The organism is Levilactobacillus andaensis (genome assembly GCF_016861695.1).
In the GTDB taxonomy this organism is placed as follows: Bacteria; Bacillota; Bacilli; order Lactobacillales; family Lactobacillaceae; genus Levilactobacillus; species Levilactobacillus andaensis.
In genome coordinates this window covers 42345-61170 of the sequence record NZ_BOLP01000008.1, presented here as the reverse complement: position 1 = coordinate 61170, position 18826 = coordinate 42345, and the positions used below count along the sequence as shown (strand labels likewise).

Annotated in this window: 15 protein-coding genes, 2 tRNA genes and 1 pseudogene; 3 read left to right on the top strand and 15 right to left on the bottom strand. The window is 48.8% G+C overall.

All coding sequences use genetic code 11. The features are described 5' to 3' along the window. The 6 genes and pseudogenes from JUF10_RS07785 to JUF10_RS07760 all read right to left on the bottom strand — a co-directional run. Positions 1–707, bottom strand: a pseudogene (locus JUF10_RS07785) (hypothetical protein); the annotation flags it as partial. Between the two features lie 130 nt (positions 708–837). Then, positions 838–2157 (bottom strand): phosphopyruvate hydratase, encoded by a 1320-nt coding sequence (eno, locus tag JUF10_RS07780; RefSeq protein WP_203641643.1) that lies wholly within the window; start codon positions 2155–2157, stop codon positions 838–840. A 108-nt stretch (positions 2158–2265) separates the two neighbouring features. Next, positions 2266–3024, bottom strand: coding sequence for a triose-phosphate isomerase (tpiA, locus tag JUF10_RS07775; protein ID WP_203641642.1), 759 nt, complete (start codon positions 3022–3024; stop codon positions 2266–2268). Between the two features lie 147 nt (positions 3025–3171). Further along, complete coding sequence (locus JUF10_RS07770; protein WP_203641641.1) at positions 3172–4374, bottom strand: phosphoglycerate kinase; 1203 nt, start codon at positions 4372–4374, stop codon at positions 3172–3174. Between the two features lie 179 nt (positions 4375–4553). Then, positions 4554–5564 carry a type I glyceraldehyde-3-phosphate dehydrogenase gene (gene gap, locus JUF10_RS07765; protein WP_203641640.1) on the bottom strand — a complete coding sequence of 337 codons (1011 nt, stop codon included), beginning with the start codon at positions 5562–5564 and terminating at the stop codon, positions 4554–4556. Positions 5565–5632: 68 nt separating this feature from the next. Then, entirely contained in the window at positions 5633–6661 is a 1029-nt protein-coding gene (locus JUF10_RS07760) for a sugar-binding transcriptional regulator (protein WP_203641639.1), read from the bottom strand. A 258-nt stretch (positions 6662–6919) separates the two neighbouring features. On the opposite strand from JUF10_RS07760, the gene JUF10_RS07755 reads away from it, so the two are divergent. After that, positions 6920–6991: transfer RNA gene (locus tag JUF10_RS07755), tRNA-Arg, on the top strand. Positions 6992–7149: 158 nt separating this feature from the next. On the opposite strand, the gene JUF10_RS07750 is transcribed toward JUF10_RS07755, so the two are convergent. Continuing rightward, positions 7150–7752, bottom strand: a complete 603-nt coding sequence (locus tag JUF10_RS07750; RefSeq protein ID WP_203641638.1) for an ECF transporter S component — start codon at positions 7750–7752, stop codon at positions 7150–7152. 127 nt (positions 7753–7879) lie between these two features. On the opposite strand from JUF10_RS07750, the gene JUF10_RS07745 reads away from it, so the two are divergent. Further along, positions 7880–7951, top strand: a tRNA-Arg gene (locus JUF10_RS07745). A gap of 88 nt (positions 7952–8039) precedes the next feature. Here JUF10_RS07745 and JUF10_RS07740 read toward each other — a convergent pair. Both JUF10_RS07740 and JUF10_RS07735 read right to left on the bottom strand, forming a co-directional pair. After that, positions 8040–8777: a LiaF transmembrane domain-containing protein gene (locus tag JUF10_RS07740; protein WP_203641637.1), complete on the bottom strand. Its 738-nt coding sequence runs from the start codon at positions 8775–8777 to the stop codon at positions 8040–8042. Between the two features lie 6 nt (positions 8778–8783). After that, positions 8784–9230 (bottom strand): LytTR family DNA-binding domain-containing protein, encoded by a 447-nt coding sequence (locus tag JUF10_RS07735; protein ID WP_203641636.1) that lies wholly within the window; start codon positions 9228–9230, stop codon positions 8784–8786. 406 nt (positions 9231–9636) lie between these two features. Here JUF10_RS07735 and clpP point away from each other — a divergent pair, with 406 nt between their 5' ends. Continuing rightward, entirely contained in the window at positions 9637–10233 is a 597-nt protein-coding gene (gene clpP / locus JUF10_RS07730; protein WP_048732353.1) for an ATP-dependent Clp endopeptidase proteolytic subunit ClpP, read from the top strand. A 459-nt stretch (positions 10234–10692) separates the two neighbouring features. Here clpP and JUF10_RS07725 read toward each other — a convergent pair whose 3' ends face one another. The 6 genes from JUF10_RS07725 to uvrA all read right to left on the bottom strand — a co-directional run bounded on the left by JUF10_RS07725 (position 10693) and on the right by uvrA (position 18813). Next, positions 10693–11256 (bottom strand): GNAT family N-acetyltransferase, encoded by a 564-nt coding sequence (locus JUF10_RS07725; RefSeq protein WP_203641635.1) that lies wholly within the window; start codon positions 11254–11256, stop codon positions 10693–10695. 228 nt (positions 11257–11484) lie between these two features. Continuing rightward, on the bottom strand, positions 11485–12423 hold the full coding sequence (gene whiA / locus JUF10_RS07720; protein WP_203641634.1) for a DNA-binding protein WhiA: 939 nt from the start codon (positions 12421–12423) through the stop codon (positions 11485–11487). A gap of 2 nt (positions 12424–12425) precedes the next feature. After that, complete coding sequence (gene mgfK, locus JUF10_RS07715) at positions 12426–13439, bottom strand: gluconeogenesis morphogenetic factor MgfK (RefSeq protein WP_048732358.1); 1014 nt, start codon at positions 13437–13439, stop codon at positions 12426–12428. Further along, entirely contained in the window at positions 13436–14320 is an 885-nt protein-coding gene (rapZ, locus tag JUF10_RS07710) for an RNase adapter RapZ (RefSeq protein WP_203641633.1), read from the bottom strand. The genes mgfK and rapZ overlap by 4 nt, the downstream gene beginning before the upstream one ends. 928 nt (positions 14321–15248) lie before the next feature. Next, positions 15249–15794 carry an HdeD family acid-resistance protein gene (locus tag JUF10_RS07705; RefSeq protein ID WP_203641632.1) on the bottom strand — a complete coding sequence of 182 codons (546 nt, stop codon included), beginning with the start codon at positions 15792–15794 and terminating at the stop codon, positions 15249–15251. 163 nt (positions 15795–15957) lie between these two features. Further along, on the bottom strand, positions 15958–18813 hold the full coding sequence (uvrA, locus tag JUF10_RS07700) for an excinuclease ABC subunit UvrA (RefSeq protein WP_203641631.1): 2856 nt from the start codon (positions 18811–18813) through the stop codon (positions 15958–15960). Positions 18814–18826 lie beyond the last annotated feature (13 nt).

The following is an 18826-nucleotide window of genomic DNA, read 5'->3' as shown; positions in this document are numbered from 1 at the left end:
GGCTTTGGTTCTGGCTTTGGTTCTGGCTTTGGTTCTGGCTTTGGTTCTGGCTTTGGTTCTGGCTTTGGTTCTGGCTTTGGTTCTGGCTTCGGTGTCGGTACTGGCTCTGGTTGTGGCTTCGGTTCTGGCACTGGCTCTGGTTGTGGCTGTGGCTTCGGTTCTGGCACCAACTGATTCACTGGCGGCACCGTAATCGTCAGCGGTTGGACCTGCACTTGCCAAGTATCTGTTGGCTTAAACACGCGCCGAGCCGTCTCAGCCGTCGTCAAACGGTACCCTTCTGGCGCCACCAGCGGCACGAGTCCGCCCATCATTAACGCCGCATGTGTCTTGTACCGACTAACTTGTTTCCCCGCTTCATCTAAATAATTCACAACAACCGCGGCTTTAGACTTCGCAAAGTACAGGACATTGATTGGCACTGCTTGATTTTGCTCCAAAGCATGCTTGATAACCATCATTTGGAGACCGGGTACCTTCAACGCCGGATGATCTGGCACCCTCTCTCCGGGTGTCACCATTTGCATTACCTTATCAAAAAAGGTAGTCGTCTTACTCCCATCATCATTCGTTGTAGACAGATTGTAGGTGATCTCCCACGGATAGCTCGTTGTCGTATCTGCCGAAGCTACAGCATTACCACCGACTAAGGTCACCCCGGTTACCACTAAACTCATCATACCAAATGTTCGTCGCCAAATTTTCATTACGCTATTCCCCCTTCGTTATAGTTAACTCCGTAGAAATAGCCCGAATATTTTTTTATTTCGCAAATTTTTCAAAAAAAATGAGGCAAGCCCATTTCTGGACTTACCTCACATTTTTATTCACTTTGGCCTACTTGTTGATGATGGCCAGACGTGCGTCTTCGTTCAAGTTGTAGAAGGAGTGAATCCCCTTGTAGTTGGAAGTCTTACCTAATTGGTCTTCGATCCGCATTAATTGGTTGTACTTAGCGATCCGTTCGCCACGGCTCATAGAACCAGTCTTGATTTGACCAGCGTTCAAAGCAACAACTAAGTCAGCGATGGTCGTGTCTTCAGTTTCACCAGAACGGTGAGAGATGACAGCCGTGTAGCCAGCTTCCTTAGCCATTTCAACGGCTTCAACAGTTTCAGTCAAAGTACCGATTTGGTTAAGCTTGATTAAGATAGAGTTGGCAACGCCCATCTTGATACCCTTTGCCAAGTAGTCCGTGTTCGTAACGAATAAGTCGTCACCAACGATTTGGACCTTCTTGCCAAGGCGTTCAGTAGCCATTTGCCAGTCTTCCCATTCGTTTTCATCCAAAGGATCTTCGATAGAAACAACTGGGTACTTGTCAACGATGCTTTCAAGCAAGCTAACAAATTCTTCAGCAGTGTATTCCTTGCCATCACCCTTAAGTTCGTACTTCTTGGTGTCAGCGTTGTAGAATTCTGATGAAGCACAGTCAAAGGCAATCGCAACGTCCTTACCAGGTACGTAACCGGCGTTCTTGATAGCTTCAACTAAGATTTCGAATGGTTCTTCGTTGTTCTTCAAGTCAGGAGCAAAACCACCTTCGTCACCAACGGCAGTAGAGTAACCCTTTTCGTTCAACAAGTTCTTCAAGTTGTGGAACGTTTCGGAACCCATCCGGATAGCTTCCTTGACAGTCTTGGCACCAACAGGCATGATCATGAATTCTTGGAAGTCAACCTTGTTGTTGGCGTGCTTCCCACCGTTGATAACGTTCATCATTGGCGTAGGCAATACGTGACCATTGAACCCGCCTAAGTAGTTGTACAAAGGTTGGCCCAATTCGTCAGCAGCAGCCCGTGCAGCGGCTAAGGAGACACCAAGGATAGCGTTAGCACCTAACTTACCCTTGTTTGGCGTACCGTCAAGATCGATCATAGCTTGGTCAATGGCACGTTGGTCAGTAACATCGTAGCCCACGATTTCTTTGGCGATGATGTTGTTAACGTTATCAACGGCCTTCGTAACACCCTTACCCATGAAACGACTCTTGTCGCCATCACGAAGTTCAACGGCTTCGTGTTCACCAGTAGATGCACCAGAAGGAACGATCCCACGGCCCATAGCACCGGCTTCAGTGTAGAGTTCAACTTCAACAGTTGGGTTACCACGTGAATCTAAGACTTCGCGTGCGTAAATATCAGAAATAATAGACATTTTTTGTATTCTCTCCTTAAGAAAGTTTGGCTTCACGGGAACAAGATAACAATCCCATGTTTCATTCTATAAGTTTAACTTTGAACTTTCAATCACATTTTGACCGTTTTACAAATTTTGGTAGTTTGCTAGCTTAATGAAAGAGCTTTCATCCAAACTAGAGCCACCTGCGAGGACACCATCGACATTATCGCGGCCCATAATACCCGCAATATTGTCTGGTTTGACACTCCCACCATATAAAACGCGAACACCATTTGCCAAATCATCAGAGTAAATATCAGCTAATGTTTGACGAATGAGGTAGCAGCCTTCCTCGGCTTGATCGGTGGACGCAGTCGTGCCACTGCCAATTGCCCAGCTCGGTTCGTAGGCAACTACGATCTTCGCTGCGTCTTCGGCACTGACACCCTTTAACGCCGCTGAAACTTGGTTGACGACCCAGTGGATTTTCTCGCCGGATTCACGCCGTCCCATAGTTTCATCGCAACAAACAATTGGCGTCATGCCGTTACGGAAGACGGCTTGGACCTTGCGGTTGATGACATCGTCCGTCTCGTTAAAGTACCGGCGCCGTTCAGAGTGGCCAACGATGGTGTACGGGATTCCCATCTCGTGTAATGCCTTGGGGCTAGTTTCCCCCGTGTAGGCACCCTCATCTTCGTAGTAGCAAGCCTCTGCAGCGACCCGCAGAACGTTATCAGTATTCGCCTCTAACATCGTCTGTAAAAACAACGCTGGTGCTGCAACGGCCGTTTCGACCTGGTCTGCGGCGGGCAATTTTCCCTGCACAGCAGTGATAAACTGCTTCGCCTCAGCCACCGATTTATTCATTTTCCAGTTTCCTGCAATGAGTGGTATCCGCAACCTTATCCACCCTTTCCTAAAAATAAATTGACTACGCTCATCATCTTACCCAATTCAAGGCAGATTAGCCAGCGAAGACCCTTCGCCGCCGAGCAATCATCATAACAAAGAGCCGTGATGGTCACCACCACAGCTCTTTATATTTATTTATTTTTCAGAAATTGCAGCGATTCCTGGTAAGGTCTTACCTTCAAGGTATTCAAGGGAAGCACCACCACCAGTGGAGATGTGGGAAAGCTTGTCAGCAACACCGAGTTGTTGAACAGCGGCAGTTGAGTCACCACCACCGACAATCGTCTTGGCGTTCGTCAAAGTTCCCAAGAACTTCCCGATTTCCAAAGTACCTTCTGCATAATTACTCATTTCGAAGACACCCATTGGGCCGTTCCAAACAACAGTCTTAGCATCCTTCAAAACATCTTCGAATTCAGCAACGGACTTAGGTCCGATATCAAGTGCCATGTAACCGTCAGGAATGTCACCATCAACGGTCTTGTGGGCAGCATCGTTGTCGAACTTTTCAGCAACAACGGAATCAGTTGGGAGAACCAACTTGTCGCCGGCCTTGTCCAAGATTTCCTTGGCTAAGTCGATCTTGTCAGTTTCAACCAATGAGTTCCCAATCTTCATACCCTTAGCAGCGTAGAACGTGTAAGTCATCCCACCACCGATAAGAATCTTGTCAGCCTTAGCCAACAAGTTGTCGATCACACCGATCTTGTCGGAAACCTTGGCACCACCCAAGATAGCAACGAATGGGTGTTCAGGGTTGTCGACGGCACCACCGATAAATGTGATTTCCTTTTCCATTAAGAAACCAGCGGCCGTTTGGGCCATGTTCGAAGCGATACCCACGTTGGAAGCGTGTGAACGGTGAGCCGTCCCAAAGGCATCGTTAACGAAGACGTCACCCAATGAAGCCCAGTACTTACCCAATTCAGGGTCGTTGCCGGATTCACGTTTAACGTTTTCGCCGTCTTTAACATCTTCGTAACGGGTGTTTTCCATAACTAAGACGTCGCCGTCGTTCAAGCCATCAATGGCATCTTCAAGCTGCTTACCTTCAGTGGTTGGAACAAAGGTAACTGGCTTGTTTAACAGGTTGGACAGACGTTCTGCGACTGGACGCATGGACAATGCTGGCTTGTCTTCTTCCTTCTTGATCCGACCTAAGTGGGATAAGAGGATGGCCTTGCCACCATGTTCGATAACGTACTTAATCGTTGGTAATGCGGCAACGATACGGTTATCGTTACCAATGACGCCGTCTTTGATCGGGACGTTAAAGTCGACCCGCATCAGGACTTTTTTGCCCTTTAAGTCTAAATCAGAAACTGTTAATTTAGCCAATTTAGAAAACCCTCCTTGAGTAATATCTTTTAAAAGATTACTTTCACAATATACAGCACTTACCTTCTAATTTCAAAGGACTTGTACAATTTTTTAACGACTTACAAAAAACGCAGCGAGGAAATTCCACCCCCCGCCGCGTCTGTGAGTCTATTTTAAGCTAATTTACAACGGTCGGATTAGAGAGTTGCGAAGTGCAATAAAGTCCGGACCATGTTGCAAGTGAAGCCCCATTCGTTGTCGTACCAAGCAACAGTCTTAACTAATTGCGTGTCACCAGCGGTAGTAACTTCCGTTTGGGTTGGGTCAAAGACAGAACCATGGTCGTCATCGATGATATCAGTAGAAACGATTTCATCAGCGTTGTAACCAAAGGCATCGTTGTTAACCGTGTGCTTCTTGATAGCTTCGTTGATTTCGTCAGCAGTAACGTTCTTGTCCAGAACAGTAACTAATTCAGTCAATGAGCCGTCAACAACACCAACACGTTGTGCATGGCCTTGTAACTTACCCTTCAATTCTGGGATAACTAAGCCGATAGCCTTAGCAGCACCAGTTGAGTGAGGAATAGTGTTAATGCTTGCAGTACGGTTGTTACGCATCTTCTTGCCACGAGGGCCATCCAAGATTTGTTGGGTAGCAGTGAAGGCATGAATAGTCGTCATAGTACCAGCCTTGATCCCGAATTCTTCATTCAAGAAGTAAGCCATTGGTGCTAAACAGTTGGTCGTGCAAGAACCAGCAGAAACGATGATATCGTCCTTGCTCAAGACGTCCAAGTTAACACCAGGTACAACGGTCGTAACAGCACCGGCTGGAGCAGATACTAATACCCGCTTAACACCAGCTTCGATGTGGGCGTGAGCCTTTTCTTCGGAAGTGTAGAAACCGGTACATTCGAGAACGAAGTCAACACCGTCATTCTTAACCCAAGGAATGTTTTGTGCCTTTGGTTCAGCATAAACAGGGTATTCCTTACCGTCAACCACGATGCCAGTGTCCGTAGCGGAAACTTCGCCAGGGAAACGGCCATGAGTTGAGTCATACTTCAACAAGTAAGCCAACATTGAAGGTGTCGTCAAATCGTTGATGGCAACTACTTCGATGTCACTTGAGTGGAGTTCGTGAATCCGCTTGAAAGCCAAACGGCCGATACGTCCGAAACCATTAATACCAATCTTTACAGTCATACTGTGATTTCCTCCTTCAGGAAGCAAACAAAGATAATTTTTTTAAAAAGCAGTACATGTTAAGTGTATCACTTTTTTAAAACAAAGTCAGCAGCACCTTCATCGGTTATTAACCAAGTCTGTGCTGGCGCTAAACGCATGTACGCCGCAATTGCAGCGCCCTTTTCGGCACCACCGGCAACGGCAATAACTAATTGTTTAGCGGCTAGATCCGCAATGTCTAAACCAATGCGGGGAAATTTACTAACCACGTGACCTTCGGCATCAAAGAAATAGCCAAAGGCCTCACCCACGGCATGGGCCGCGGTTAGGTCAGCAATCACGTGCGGCGTCATCTGCCGCCGTTTGGCCATGACGAGTGCCTGACCAATGCCGTGAATGACCACGTTGCTCTGCGCAATCAGTTGCAAGACCTCATGAATGGCCGGTTCCGCAAAGAGCGGCTTATAAGTTGCGGTCGTTAACTGTTCGGGCACATACAGCGAGCGAAAATCGCTATTGGTCCGCTGCGCCATCCGGGCACTGACCGCGTTGGCTTGAATTGCTGGTGACTCACCAACGCCCCCACGAGCGGGAACGAACAGTAACTCACGATTCATGGCCAATGTCGGTGTTAGCGCCTCGGCCACGTTGGCTAAGGTGTGACCACCCATGACCGCGACGATGCTCTTCCCGGCTGGCAATTCATCGGCCAGCACCTGACTAACAGCTTGTGCTAAACCAGCCAGATTGCCATTTGCCGCCGTACTATCGCCTGGAACGATGGTACAGTGTGCAATGTTCAGGCGTTGGGCCAGCTCCAATTCTCGCTGTTGTCGACCAGCGAGTTCATCCATAATGGGAATCAATCCCTGAAGAACCCGTTGTCCGGCCACCGTCACCTGCATCCCCTTAACCGACATTTGAATGAATCCCAAGTCAGCCAAGGCGTCTGTTGTGGTGCGCACGGTTCGTTCGGAACAGTCGAGGCTAGTTGCCAAGGTGCGCCGGCCAACCGGTTGGAGGCTCGCGATACCTTGTAGCATTCGAAACCGGCTGGTTAATTTCGTAACCATTTGGGGCATGATTGCTTCCACCCATTGCCAATCCTCACGCATCCGACTACCTCCTAGTGGGACAATAACCGACCAGCGGTGGCTAATTAGCGCCCACCCTGGTCAAAAAATTGAAGGCCAACCAGAGCTAACCTTTACTGTGTAAGTATAAGCCCCTCCCCCTACTTTAGCAAGTCATTCATACCGTTAATTGATGAAAGCCCTTACATAAATTGTTTTCAAAAAAGCCGCAACCACTACTTGAATTTATATTCAGCTTCGGGTATAGTAGTTAAGTGCTCTTGAAGTACAGCGCTTTATGCGCCCGTAGTGTAATGGATCGCACGTAAGATTCCGGTTCTTGAAATGGGGGTTCGATTCCCTCCGGGCGCATCACTAACAACCGGTCAGCCACGTTCAGTGATGAATGTGGCTTTTTTGTTGCCCTTTAAAAGTTGAAGTAACTCTGTGTTTTCTAAACTATCACCGAGGCCATTAAAAAGACGAGCCTGGCTTCCATAAACAATGGGAAAGCTAGACTCGTCTTCAAGTTAATGCTGGTTCAATTGATTCCAACGCCGACGCAACGGCTGGGCGATCAACGGCGCCACTAACATATCTAAAATAAATTCGGGAACCCCATTCGTAACCAACGAGATCATCAGGACGTAGCCCAACGTTTGATTCCCCTTTGCACCAAAAGCGGCTGCCACGGTCGGGTTTTGATAGAAGAGAAACACCAGTCCCAGGACTAAGAACGTGTTCACTAAGGCAGCACATCCCGCTGCCACAGCCATTGACCGATGCATGGACCACTGGCGTTTACGGCCCCACAGATAAAGTCCCCCGGCCGCCAGTCCCATTAGGAACCGCGGCAAGATGGAAATTAAAGGATTGGTAAAAATCAACGGTGCCACCGGACTTGATGGCCAGGTGAACGCTCGAACGAAGGTGATCAGTCCCCAGAAACCACCGATCAGCATGCCATCCTTAGGTCCCAGGGCGGTTCCGGCAACGATGACCGTTAAGCCAATTAGGGTCATACTAAAGGGTCCTAATGGGATATACCCCAGAAACGGTAAGATATTTTGTAATAGAACAATCGCCATTAACAGTGAATCCACAACCAGGCGAAAAGTCTTGTGTCGCGTCATTTACCCGAACCTCCACTAAAGTTAATGCCGTTATTATAGCATGGTTTTCCCCCTGAAAAATAGAAAGTCCCTTGTATTTTTATCCAAAATCAGTTATCATAATTGGTGTTGTTTCTTAACGTTTTATGCGCCCGTAGTGTAATGGATCGCACGTAAGATTCCGGTTCTTGAAATGGGGGTTCGATTCCCTCCGGGCGCATCACTAACAACCGGTCAGCCACGTTCATTTATTGAACGTGGTTTTTTTTCGCAAAAAAAGAGCACGATTACTCGTGCCTTAAGACCAACTAAATATAAATCACGCTCAAATTACCAAAGGAAATATCACCCTGAATAGTCACCACTGGACCATTTTCGTTGAGTTCCTGAGTCCCCTTTTCCTCAACGACGCCAAAGCTCGTATTCACATCCTGTTTGACGTTCCAAGTCCGCGGCAAGTATAACTCGACTCCGCCGAAGGACCCGTCAACCACAATGGTCGCCCCCGCTTCATTTAAAATGACGTTGTCAAAGTAAACCTTGGCGTTCCCCATGGATACCTTAATGACCGCCTGTTTGAAATCATTCGATTGCAAATAACGAATGCTACTACTCATATTAACGTCAACGATGGTTTCGGATTCATTGACGTTCTTAATGTCGTCGTAGCCATGGCGAAAATTTTTATCCCACCCGTGCCCGTGATGGTGACCGTTAATAAACGCCATGTTGCGCCGCCAGCGCCACCGCGGCTTGATGATCATCGATAGGCCAATCGACAGTAGTAGTGCCGCCCCGAGGATCGTCCATGGTGCTAATGCCACGATTCCCAGTGGTTTCGCGAAAATAATCGCCAGAAATGCCAGTGAGAAGATCATTCCAGTCACGCTGACCTGAACCAGACTTTCCACGAAGGCCGCCACTAAAAACATGGCGACGAGTAACGCCCAGAAGCCAATGTGATAGCTCAGAACACCGAGCCGACTTGTGATGAGGATGCCCGCGCCTAAGACGAAGAAGATCCCCCAAAACCAATTTCTATGCATGTGTATTTACCCCTTTCGCTCCAGTGTTTCCTTTAGGCCCTTATAAAAGCGCCGCGACACGTAGAGCTGTTTGTGTGAGTTTTGAAATTTAACGAGATTGCCCGTGACCGACTTCGTTAATGAAAAGACCTGGTCACAATTGAGGATGGCCGACTTGGAGACGCGCAGAAAGTTGACCGGTAAAACGGCCTCCAGCTCGTACAGCCGCTGACGGGTCAAGAATACATCAGTCGCGGTATGCACCATCACTTGGTGGTCCGCCGCCTCAAAGAATAAGACATCGCGCAAGGCAACCTGGTAGTTCTCCCCGCGTTGACTAAACGTCATTCGTGCGGCCGTTGCTTCCGCCGCTTCGATGGCCTTTACAATTTGATCAACATCGACATCGTTTGGCGTTCGGATCGTGACTTCTGGTTCCTTTAGCTGATCATCAACTTCCACGCGAATCTTCAAGCGCTCACCCCCTTTCGTTAATCCTAGTAAACCATATTGCAGGGTGAAATAAAATAAGTTCACCGTAACCGGTCACGTTAGTCCCGTAAGTGGTCAATTTAAGATCGGTCAGTGGTCAAACGAAGCCGCATTTTTAGCAAACGGCCCCTCGCTTCCCAACTCACTTTAATTGAGACCGTGGCTACTGTCCCAACGGCCACCACCATCTCTGCTTACTGATACCACTCTTAAAAAATGTGACAGAATACGTGACGTTTGGTCAAACTCTGGTATGATAGTTCTAGTCAAATGGTTGTGGGAATTAACAGAGGCTAATTGTTTGACCTGTTTTGACCTTAGCGGTACACTAACATCATGTTAGCTAATCGCTAGCCATACAATTGTTAATAAGGGAGGCTATCTTGTCATGAATTTAGTACCAACAGTTATTGAACAATCATCCCGTGGCGAACGGGCTTATGATATCTATTCACGACTATTAAAGGACCGGATCATCATGTTGTCTGGCCCAATCGAAGATGACATGGCAAATGCCATCATTGCGCAATTGCTCTTCTTGGACGCCCAAGACTCCACTAAGGACATTTCGCTTTACATCAACTCACCAGGTGGAGTCGTATCTTCCGGCTTAGCCATCTACGATACCATGAACTTCATCCAATCCGACGTGCAAACCATTACGTTGGGGATGGCAGCTTCCATGGCCAGTGTCTTGGCTTCATCCGGGACTAAGGGCAAGCGTTTTGCTTTGCCTCATGCCCAAGTGATGATTCACCAACCTTCTGGTGGTGCTCAAGGTCAACAAACGGAAATTGAAATTGCCGCTCGTGAGATCTTGAAGACCCGTCAATTGATCAACCAAATTTTGGCTGACAATTCCGGTCAACCCGTTGAACGTCTGAATCAAGATACTGAACGGGACAACTACTTGAGTGCACAAGAAGCCGTCGACTATGGTTTAATCGACCACATCATGACGAACAGCAGTGAACAAAAGAAGTAATCACCTTCTTAAAAAAACATCGGCCATTTGGTCGATGTTTTTTTATTTGGGCAACATTGATTTTCCCCTCGCCTTACCGGCCGGCATATATGGGCTGGAACGGTGCGGACGCGCCTGAGTCCATATCTGCCGGACCTCTCGGCTTACACGAATGTTCTGCGATTACACGAGTTGTCCCCTATAGAAAACGTTATCTGACAATTTTAAAATTCAGAATGTTCGTAGTCATCAAAATTCACAGCAGAATAGATTCATTTAAGCCGGATAACCAAAAGGACAGTTCGTTGTTGTATTATTGACGACAACCCACCATTGACATCCCCCGAGGGTGCGCGACACTCCCGCTACAAATAGAACATCTGGTATACGTACAGTGACTAGTTTAATGTTGATAATTCTGACCAGTATAGCTAAAGCGAGGCCCCCAACAATCGGGACCTCGCTTTTTTATATCTACTCTTAAATTTCCAATCCCATATGCTGATAAGGATGGACACCAATCATCAACCGACCGTCTGGTTTAAAACCCTGCCGGTGATAGAGTTTGGCTGCGCCGGGGTTGCCATCATCGACGTTTAAACTGATTTTAGTCTTACCGAGTTTTTCTACAAATTGGGGTAAGGCGTTCAGCAGATGGCTCCCGATTCCCCGACCCTGCGCTTGTGGCGCAACTGCCAACATGCTCAAATACCACTCACCCGGCCGACTCTCCCCACCAAGTTCCAACGGCGCCGTGAAGCCAGTCTGGCTGGCTGAGACCTCTTTCAGGATTTGGTTCACTGCCACTTCATTTTCGGCCGGATGCCCAAAGGCCACGCCCAACACGCGGTCCTTTTCACCGGCAACCAGCGTCTGCGCTATCCCACTCAGATTATCTGGCATCGAATACAGCGTCGTCAGCATCGAAATTAATGCCGATTCCGTCACATTTTTCAATACGGGCATCTCCATATCACGATAGATCATGGCAATCAGTGGGGCAATTTGCGCACCATCTTGCGGTTGTGCTTGCCGAATTTGCATGTAAAAACAGCCTCCTAGCTTAGAAATGAGTCCAACGATGGGGATCTCCCATCACAATCAGTCAATTTACCAACCACCTTAACAGATAACACCTGACACCGTCAAATTTTCTATCTGTCTAAGCAAAAAGGGCATCTGTTAGTGCGCATTAAGACAATATAGAATTAGGAGACACAAAAGGCCTGGGAAAATCCCAGACCTTTCACGCGTTAACTTTAAGTTATATCGTTACGCCGTCGCTTCTTCACGCAGCTTCTTAGCGTAGTCGTTGATTTTCCGCAACCGGTGATTGATTCCCGACTTCGAAATCGGTCCACCAGGAACTAAGTCACCCAATTCCTTTAGGCTAACTTCTTGATGTGACAACCGCGTTTCCGCGACCTCACGCAGCTTCGTTGGCAATTGACCTAAGCCCACGGTCGAATCGATAAACTGAATGTTGTCGATCTGCCGAGTCGAGGCGTTGGCCACCTTGTCCAAGTTAGCATTTTCGCAATTGACCAACCGATTGACAGAATTTCGCATGTCGCGCATGATTCGTACGTCTTCAAACCGCAACATGGCCGTTGTGGCACCAATCAGCGATAGGAAATCGGCAATCTTTTCGGCACCCTTCAGGTAGGTAATATACCCACTCCGCCGTTCGATAGTCCGCGCGTTCAAGTCGTAACGGTTCATCATATCCGCAATCATTCGGTTATGCTCTTCATACAAAGAGTAAATCTCCAAATGGTAACGACTCGTTTCGGGATTGTTGACCGATCCGCCGGCCAAAAATGCCCCGCGTAAGTATGACCGCACCCGCATGTCATCGTTTAAAATGTCATCCGGCACCGACTCCAAGAGTTGCATCCCATCAAAAATTCCGAGATCAGACAGAACTTCGGTCGCTCCCGTCTTGACCCGCACGATGTAGAGGTTATTTTTCTTTAGTTTCATTTTACGCCGCACTAACAATTCACTTTCCAAATCGTAGAATTGTTTGAGCAACTGATACATCCGCCGCGCAATGGCGGGGTTTTCGGTTTGGACGTTCAACACGAAGCGGTGATTCGCCAAACCTAACGCGCCGTTCATCCGAATCAACGCGACCAGCTCGGCCTTCGCATTTTCCCGATGAACATCGAGCGTGGTTAATTCTTTTTTGACTTCACTGGCATAAGACATCGTTAAGACCTCCGTTCTTTGGGGGCTCGCGGTTGGCCGATCAGGTTCAAGAGTTCGCGCACGACCTCTTGCCCATTATGAAAGGCCCCGTTATCCCGTAGCATTAAAAAGTCCGTGGAGATGACCCGGCACCCCTGATCGCGGAGTCCCTGGAAATCGTGACGAACCGGCTGGGACATTTCATCCCACCGTTGATAGTCGATGTACCGGTCGGGCACCTTGCGGGTGTTGACCAAGACGGTATCAATAAAGTTAGCTTGCAAATGTTCATTTAACACGCGAACGTGATCGGCGTCGGTAAAGTTCTCCGTTTCGCCCTTCTGCGTCATGATATTGCAGATGTAGACGACCTCGGCAGAACTATCCCGTACGGCCTGACCCACGCTGTCGATCATCAGATTCGGCAGGATGCTGGTAAACAGACTCCCGGGTCCCAAGACAATCTGGTCCGCATTCATGATGGCATCGATTACGGGTTGGACGGCCTGTGGCTGCTGGTGGTGGTCACTGGTTTCGACCCACACCCGTTTGATCAGCTTATGGGCCGCCGTAATTTCGGCTTCCCCACTGAGCTTACTGCCATCCGCAAACTGCGCGTGCAACTCCAGCGGTTCATTGGCGGCCGGATAAATGTGGCCGTTGACCCGCATCAGTTGTGACAATTCCTGGACCGCATCAAAAATACCGCCCTTCATTTCCGACAAGGCGGCAATGATCAAGTTTCCAATGGCGTGGCCAGCGAAGAAATCATCGCTCGTTTCGAATCGGTACTGGAATAAATCCTTATAAATATCTGGGACTTCCGCTAACGCCACCATGACGTTTCGAATATCTCCAGGCGGCACCACGTTCACGTAGTGTCGAATGATACCAGAAGAACCACCATCATCGGCGACCGTCACCACCGCAGTGATGTCGACGTCTTGATCGCGTAAATTACTGAGGATAACGGGTAACCCCGTCCCTCCCCCGATAACCACGATCTTAGGCCGTCGGGTGCGCATTGGATCTCTCATGAGCGATTAGCAGACTCCTTTCGCTTCTCAATATCCCGGTGAGTCACGTGCACGGGGTACTCATCCCCGAGGGCCTGACCAATTCGTTGGGCCAAAGCGACGGAGCGGTGTTGCCCGCCAGTACAACCGATGGCGATAGTGAGATTAGATTTACCTTCCTTTTGATACCCGGGCACGATGGCCGTCAGTAAGCTCAAAAACCGTTCATAAAAATCTTCGGTCTGGGGCTGTTGCATGACATAATCGTAGACGGGTTCATCCAACCCAGTCTGTTCCCGTAATTCGGGCAGATAGTAAGGATTGGGGAGAAAACGAACATCCATCACGATGTCAGCATCAATGGGCAAGCCGTACTTGAACCCAAAGGACATGACTTCGATATGGAACAACTGAACGTTCGTCGCCTCATAATTATGGAAAATTTCTTCCCGCAATTTCCGCGGGCTTAATTTTGTCGTATCAATGACCAGCTGGGCCGCCTGCCGAATGGGTTCCAGAAGGCCACGTTCTCGTTGAATCCCCTCCATGACCCGACCATTACGCGCCAGTGGATGGGAACGCCGAGTCTCCTTGTAACGGGAAACCAGCTCTTCATCGGAAGCATCCAGGAACAGCACCTGGGCATTCATCGTGCCATGAACGGCCACATCGTTTAACATGCGGACAATTTCGTCGTAGAACGCCCGAGACCGCAAATCAATGACCAGGGCAATCTTCGACAGCTTCCCCGACTCGCGCACGAGATCCCAGAACTTAGGTAATAACGAAGGCGGCATGTTGTCAATGCAGAAATAGCCTAAATCTTCAAAGCTTTGCATGGCAACCGTCTTACCAGCACCACTCATCCCAGTAATAATAACCAGGCGAATATCTTCAGTCATGGCTTTTCCTCCAGCTTCCTTTTCAAAAACAATCTTTAAGCAGTATAACACACCGGGTGTGTCTTTTCCTAACAATTCTCCTAAATTCTCAACAAATATCGCCGAAAATCATAACAATTTTGATGAAACCTGACCGGAACACGCGGTTCACCCCGGATATTTCTGTAGATTTTAGTCGGCTGTTTAGGTTGGTAGAAAGTTTCCGCACTCCGGCTGCCAGGAATTCCGCCTGCTGTGGGGGCGGTCCTCCGACTCGCTTTGAAGCCACGAAGACCACGTGTCCTCCCAAGTCGCCCATAGTGGTCGCTTACAGCGATCACTATTTCCACGACTGGCTACATCCCTGGCTTCCTCTGGCTCAGATTGGACTCTATCACAACAAACATTAAACTCCTGGTACCATCGCCTATATCTGGCAATCAGCCAATCGTAGAAAACAACATTCGCTTAACAACAATAATTACTGTTTCAATATGCATAATCAGTAGTCATCAGCTTTTAATCTTCAATTTCAGCCAGTTAGTCATTGCATTATCTATCGCGATGACCAATGTACAAAAAAAGTTCCTCCAAAATTTTACGGGAGAAACCTCATTTATTTTACGTATGATTGCAAAACTACTTGTGTCCTTGCCACATTACGACCATCGGAAATTATTTCCACAACCCATTGGAGAAACAAATCCATAACGACTTGATTATCATCCCCCCAGCCGCAATGGAACTACCCATGTCAGCCGAGAGGTCGCCAGATATAGACTCAGGCGCGTCGTTCTGCTTAGTTGGCGGTGAATTTCCGCCGGCTTAGCAGAAAACCAATCTTGGAGACTCGTGATTTTTGAGGCTTCAAGTTGTGTTCGCACCGTTCCAGCCTATATCTGGCGGCCGGTAAGGCGAAGGCCCCGCTCCGTTGCCAAATTACAGCAGCTTATGACCGGCTCCGAGCAATCGCAATCCAGATGGCGTTGACACCGAAGACGATGAAGAACATGGCGATCAACCAGTTCAATGACAGTGCGGCCGCAATCGGATGAATAAACAGCATAATCCCCAACGCTAAACTCACGACATCCAAAATCAGTGACAGCCAGAAGAAGGCCCCACCGAAGTCGCGCAAATGACTCGCGACCAGCAACCGCTCAACCGAATCAAAGATAAACCAGAGCGCAAACAGGTAGCCTAAGGTCACAATGGCGCTATTCATATCAAAGAAGAACACCACGGCAATCAGGATATCTAGTATCCCAAAAGCCAACGCAAAATTAGCGCGGAACCCCGTCACATCGTGTAACTTTTTGTAGCCCGCAATGGTGGTCAGCCCACTTAGTAAAGCCATGAAAGCAAAGATAATAGCTAAGCCCGTCAGACCGATCTTTGGTGACCGCAATAAGCCCACCGCAGCAACGATGAATAAGATACCGAGGATGAACTCACCCCAGTCAAATCCCCAACGGGTACGATTCATATTAAACATAAACCTACATCTCCTCACAACTCCGGCCAAGTGCCGACCGGCTTTTCAACTATTGTACTGATTTTCGGCATTTCTCACAAGTTAACTTCAAACAAAAAGGGTCTCAAACCGCATTGTAGCAGTCTGAGACCCCGATTATGACGTTTTTATGACTAACTGTCAGCTACTTCTTTTGGTCGGCTTCCGTGCGTGCACGGTCCCGTTCCAAGACGGGCTTGAGGTACTGCCCGGTGTAACTAGTCTTCACTTCGGCCAGTTCTTCCGGTGTTCCGGTCGCCACAACGTTACCGCCGGCTTCCCCACCTTCAGGACCCAGGTCGATCAAATGGTCCGCCGTCTTGATGACGTCCAAATTGTGTTCGATGACCAGAACCGTGTTGCCCTTGTCGACCAGCCGGTGCAAGACGACCAATAATCGTTTGATATCGTCCGCATGCAGCCCCGTGGTTGGTTCGTCAAGGATGTAGAAGTTCTTCCCGTTCTGTTGCTTGTGCAGTTCGGAAGCTAACTTCATCCGTTGCGCTTCCCCACCGGACAATGTCGTTGCAGGTTGGCCCAACTTCACGTAGCCCAGACCAACATCTTGAATCGTTTGCAGCTTCCGTGTGATCTTTGGAATGGCGTCGAAGAACTTCAAGGCTTCGCTGACGGTCATGTCCAACACATCCGCAATGTTCTTGCCCTTGTACTCAACTTCAAGCGTTTCGGAGTTGTAACGGGTCCCATGACAAACCTCACAGGGCACGTAAACGTCTGGTAAAAAGTTCATTTCGATCTTTAAGATACCATCCCCGTGGCAGGCCTCACAACGACCACCCTTGGTGTTGAAACTAAAGCGGCCCTTTTGGTACCCGCGTAGTTTGGCATCATTGGTCTGAGCAAACAACGTCCGGACGTCATCAAAGACCCCAGTATACGTTGCCGGATTACTCCGCGGCGTCCGCCCAATTGGACTCTGGTCGATATCGACCAAGCGTTCAATGTTCGTGACCCCGGCGATGCTCTTGTACTTCCCGGGCTTTTCTGAGTTATGGTTCAATTTCTGCGCCAACGCGCGCTTCAAAATTGTATTGACCAGCGTTGACTTCCCAGAACCAGAGACCCCGGTGACCACGACAAACTCACCCAAAGGAAAATCAACCGTGATGTCCTTCAAGTTGTTTTCGGCCGCACCGGTCACCCGAATCTCTTTGCCGTTACCTGCGCGTCGTTCCAACGGCACTGGAATGTACTGCTTACCAGACAGATACTGCCCCGTCAACGACTTCCGTGAACGCATGACTTGCTTAGGTGTCCCGGCAGCCATTACGTGACCCCCGTTTTCACCCGCACCAGGACCAATATCCACGATATAATCTGCGGCCCGCATGGTGTCTTCATCATGTTCCACGACAATCAGGGTATTCCCCAAATCGCGCATCTGTTTCAGAGAGGCAATCAAGCGGTCATTATCCCGCTGATGCAGTCCAATTGAGGGTTCATCTAAAATGTAGAGCACTCCGGACAGATTGGACCCAATTTGGGTGGCCAACCGAATTCGTTGCGCTTCCCCACCAGATAACGTCCGTGCCGACCGACTCAGCGTCAGGTAATCCAACCCCACATTGCGTAAGAAGGTTAACCGGTCGCGAATTTCCTTTAAAATCGGTTGGGCGATGACCTGGTCCTGTTCACCAAAACTCAAGTCATTAAAGAAGCCCAGTTCCTTATCAACGGGTAAATTAGAGACCTCACCAATGTGTTGGTGATTGATCTTCACACTCAATGCTTGACGGTTCAACCGGTAGCCGTGACACGTCTGACAAGTCAGCTCGGTCATGTACTTGCGCATCACATCGCGAGTAAAGTCACTGTTCGTTTCATGGTAGCGCCGGTCAATGTTAGGAATGACCCCTTCAAAGGCCACGTCAACGTCGCGGACACCGCCAAAATCATTTTCATAATGGAAGTGGAATTCCTTGCCTTGTGAGCCGTACAGCACCGTGGCTTGGTCGTTCTTGGACAAGTCTTTAAATGGCGTATCCATATCAATCTTAAAGGCCTCGCAGGCTTGTTCCAACAAGGCTGGATAATACTGCGAACTAATTGGATTCCAGGGTTCTAAGGCCCCTTCACGCAACGTTTTCGTTTGGTCGGGCACGACTAGATCTAAGTCGACTTCCAACTTGACTCCTAACCCATCACAGTCCGGGCAGGCACCAAATGGCGCGTTAAAGGAGAATAGCCGGGGTTCCAATTCACCCACGGTAAATCCGCAGACGGGACAAGCATAGTGCTCGGAAAAAATCATGGGGTCACCGTCAATTAAATCGGCAATCGCATAACCACCGCTCAGGCGTAAAGCTGCTTCAAAGGAGTCGAACAGTCGAGAACGAATCCCCTTTTTCACAACGACCCGGTCAATCACGATGGCAATGTCATGGCTCTGGTTCTTATTCAACTCGGGAACGCTGTCGATGTCCAGAATCTCGCCATCGACCCGTACCCGGACAAAACCTTCACGCTGAATCTTTTCAAAGATCTTCTTGTGCTGGCCCTTTTTGGCCCGGACAATCGGCGATAAAATCTGCAATTTCGTCCGCTCAGGCAAGGCCAACACTTGGTCGACCATCTGCTCAACACTCTGACTAGTGATCTCGGTGCCATCATTCGGACAGATTGGCGTTCCGACCCGCGCCCATAGTAACCGCAGGTAGTCATTGATCTCCGTGACGGTTCCGACCGTGGAACGGGGGTTCTTCGAGGTCGTCTTCTGGTCGATTGAAATTGCCGGGCTTAGACCATCGATTGAATCAACGTCCGGCTTATCCATTTGCCCCAAAAATTGTCGTGCATAGGATGACAGGCTCTCCACGTAACGCCGTTGGCCCTCCGCATACAGCGTGTCAAAGGCCAACGAACTCTTCCCAGAACCGGACAGGCCACTGATGACCACCAGCTTATTCTTGGGAATTGTGACGTCGATATCTTTTAAATTGTGGGCCCGCGCCCCGTGAATCACGATCTTATCGTTTACCAATTGGCATTCTCCT

What these genes read in the sequence shown, in the direction of transcription:
- rapZ (WP_203641633.1), bottom strand. Translation starts at nt 14,320, where the DNA reads ATGACTGAAGATATTCGCCTGGTTATTATTACTGGGATGAGTGGTGCT.
- gap (WP_203641640.1), bottom strand. Translation starts at nt 5,564, where the DNA reads ATGACTGTAAAGATTGGTATTAATGGTTTCGGACGTATCGGCCGTTTG.
- JUF10_RS07725 (WP_203641635.1), bottom strand. Translation starts at nt 11,256, where the DNA reads ATGCAAATTCGGCAAGCACAACCGCAAGATGGTGCGCAAATTGCCCCA.
- clpP (WP_048732353.1), top strand. Translation starts at nt 9,637, where the DNA reads ATGAATTTAGTACCAACAGTTATTGAACAATCATCCCGTGGCGAACGG.
- JUF10_RS07750 (WP_203641638.1), bottom strand. Translation starts at nt 7,752, where the DNA reads ATGACGCGACACAAGACTTTTCGCCTGGTTGTGGATTCACTGTTAATG.
- whiA (WP_203641634.1), bottom strand. Translation starts at nt 12,423, where the DNA reads ATGTCTTATGCCAGTGAAGTCAAAAAAGAATTAACCACGCTCGATGTT.
- JUF10_RS07740 (WP_203641637.1), bottom strand. Translation starts at nt 8,777, where the DNA reads ATGCATAGAAATTGGTTTTGGGGGATCTTCTTCGTCTTAGGCGCGGGC.
- JUF10_RS07760 (WP_203641639.1), bottom strand. Translation starts at nt 6,661, where the DNA reads ATGCGTGAGGATTGGCAATGGGTGGAAGCAATCATGCCCCAAATGGTT.
- eno (WP_203641643.1), bottom strand. Translation starts at nt 2,157, where the DNA reads ATGTCTATTATTTCTGATATTTACGCACGCGAAGTCTTAGATTCACGT.
- JUF10_RS07705 (WP_203641632.1), bottom strand. Translation starts at nt 15,794, where the DNA reads ATGTTTAATATGAATCGTACCCGTTGGGGATTTGACTGGGGTGAGTTC.
- mgfK (WP_048732358.1), bottom strand. Translation starts at nt 13,439, where the DNA reads ATGAGAGATCCAATGCGCACCCGACGGCCTAAGATCGTGGTTATCGGG.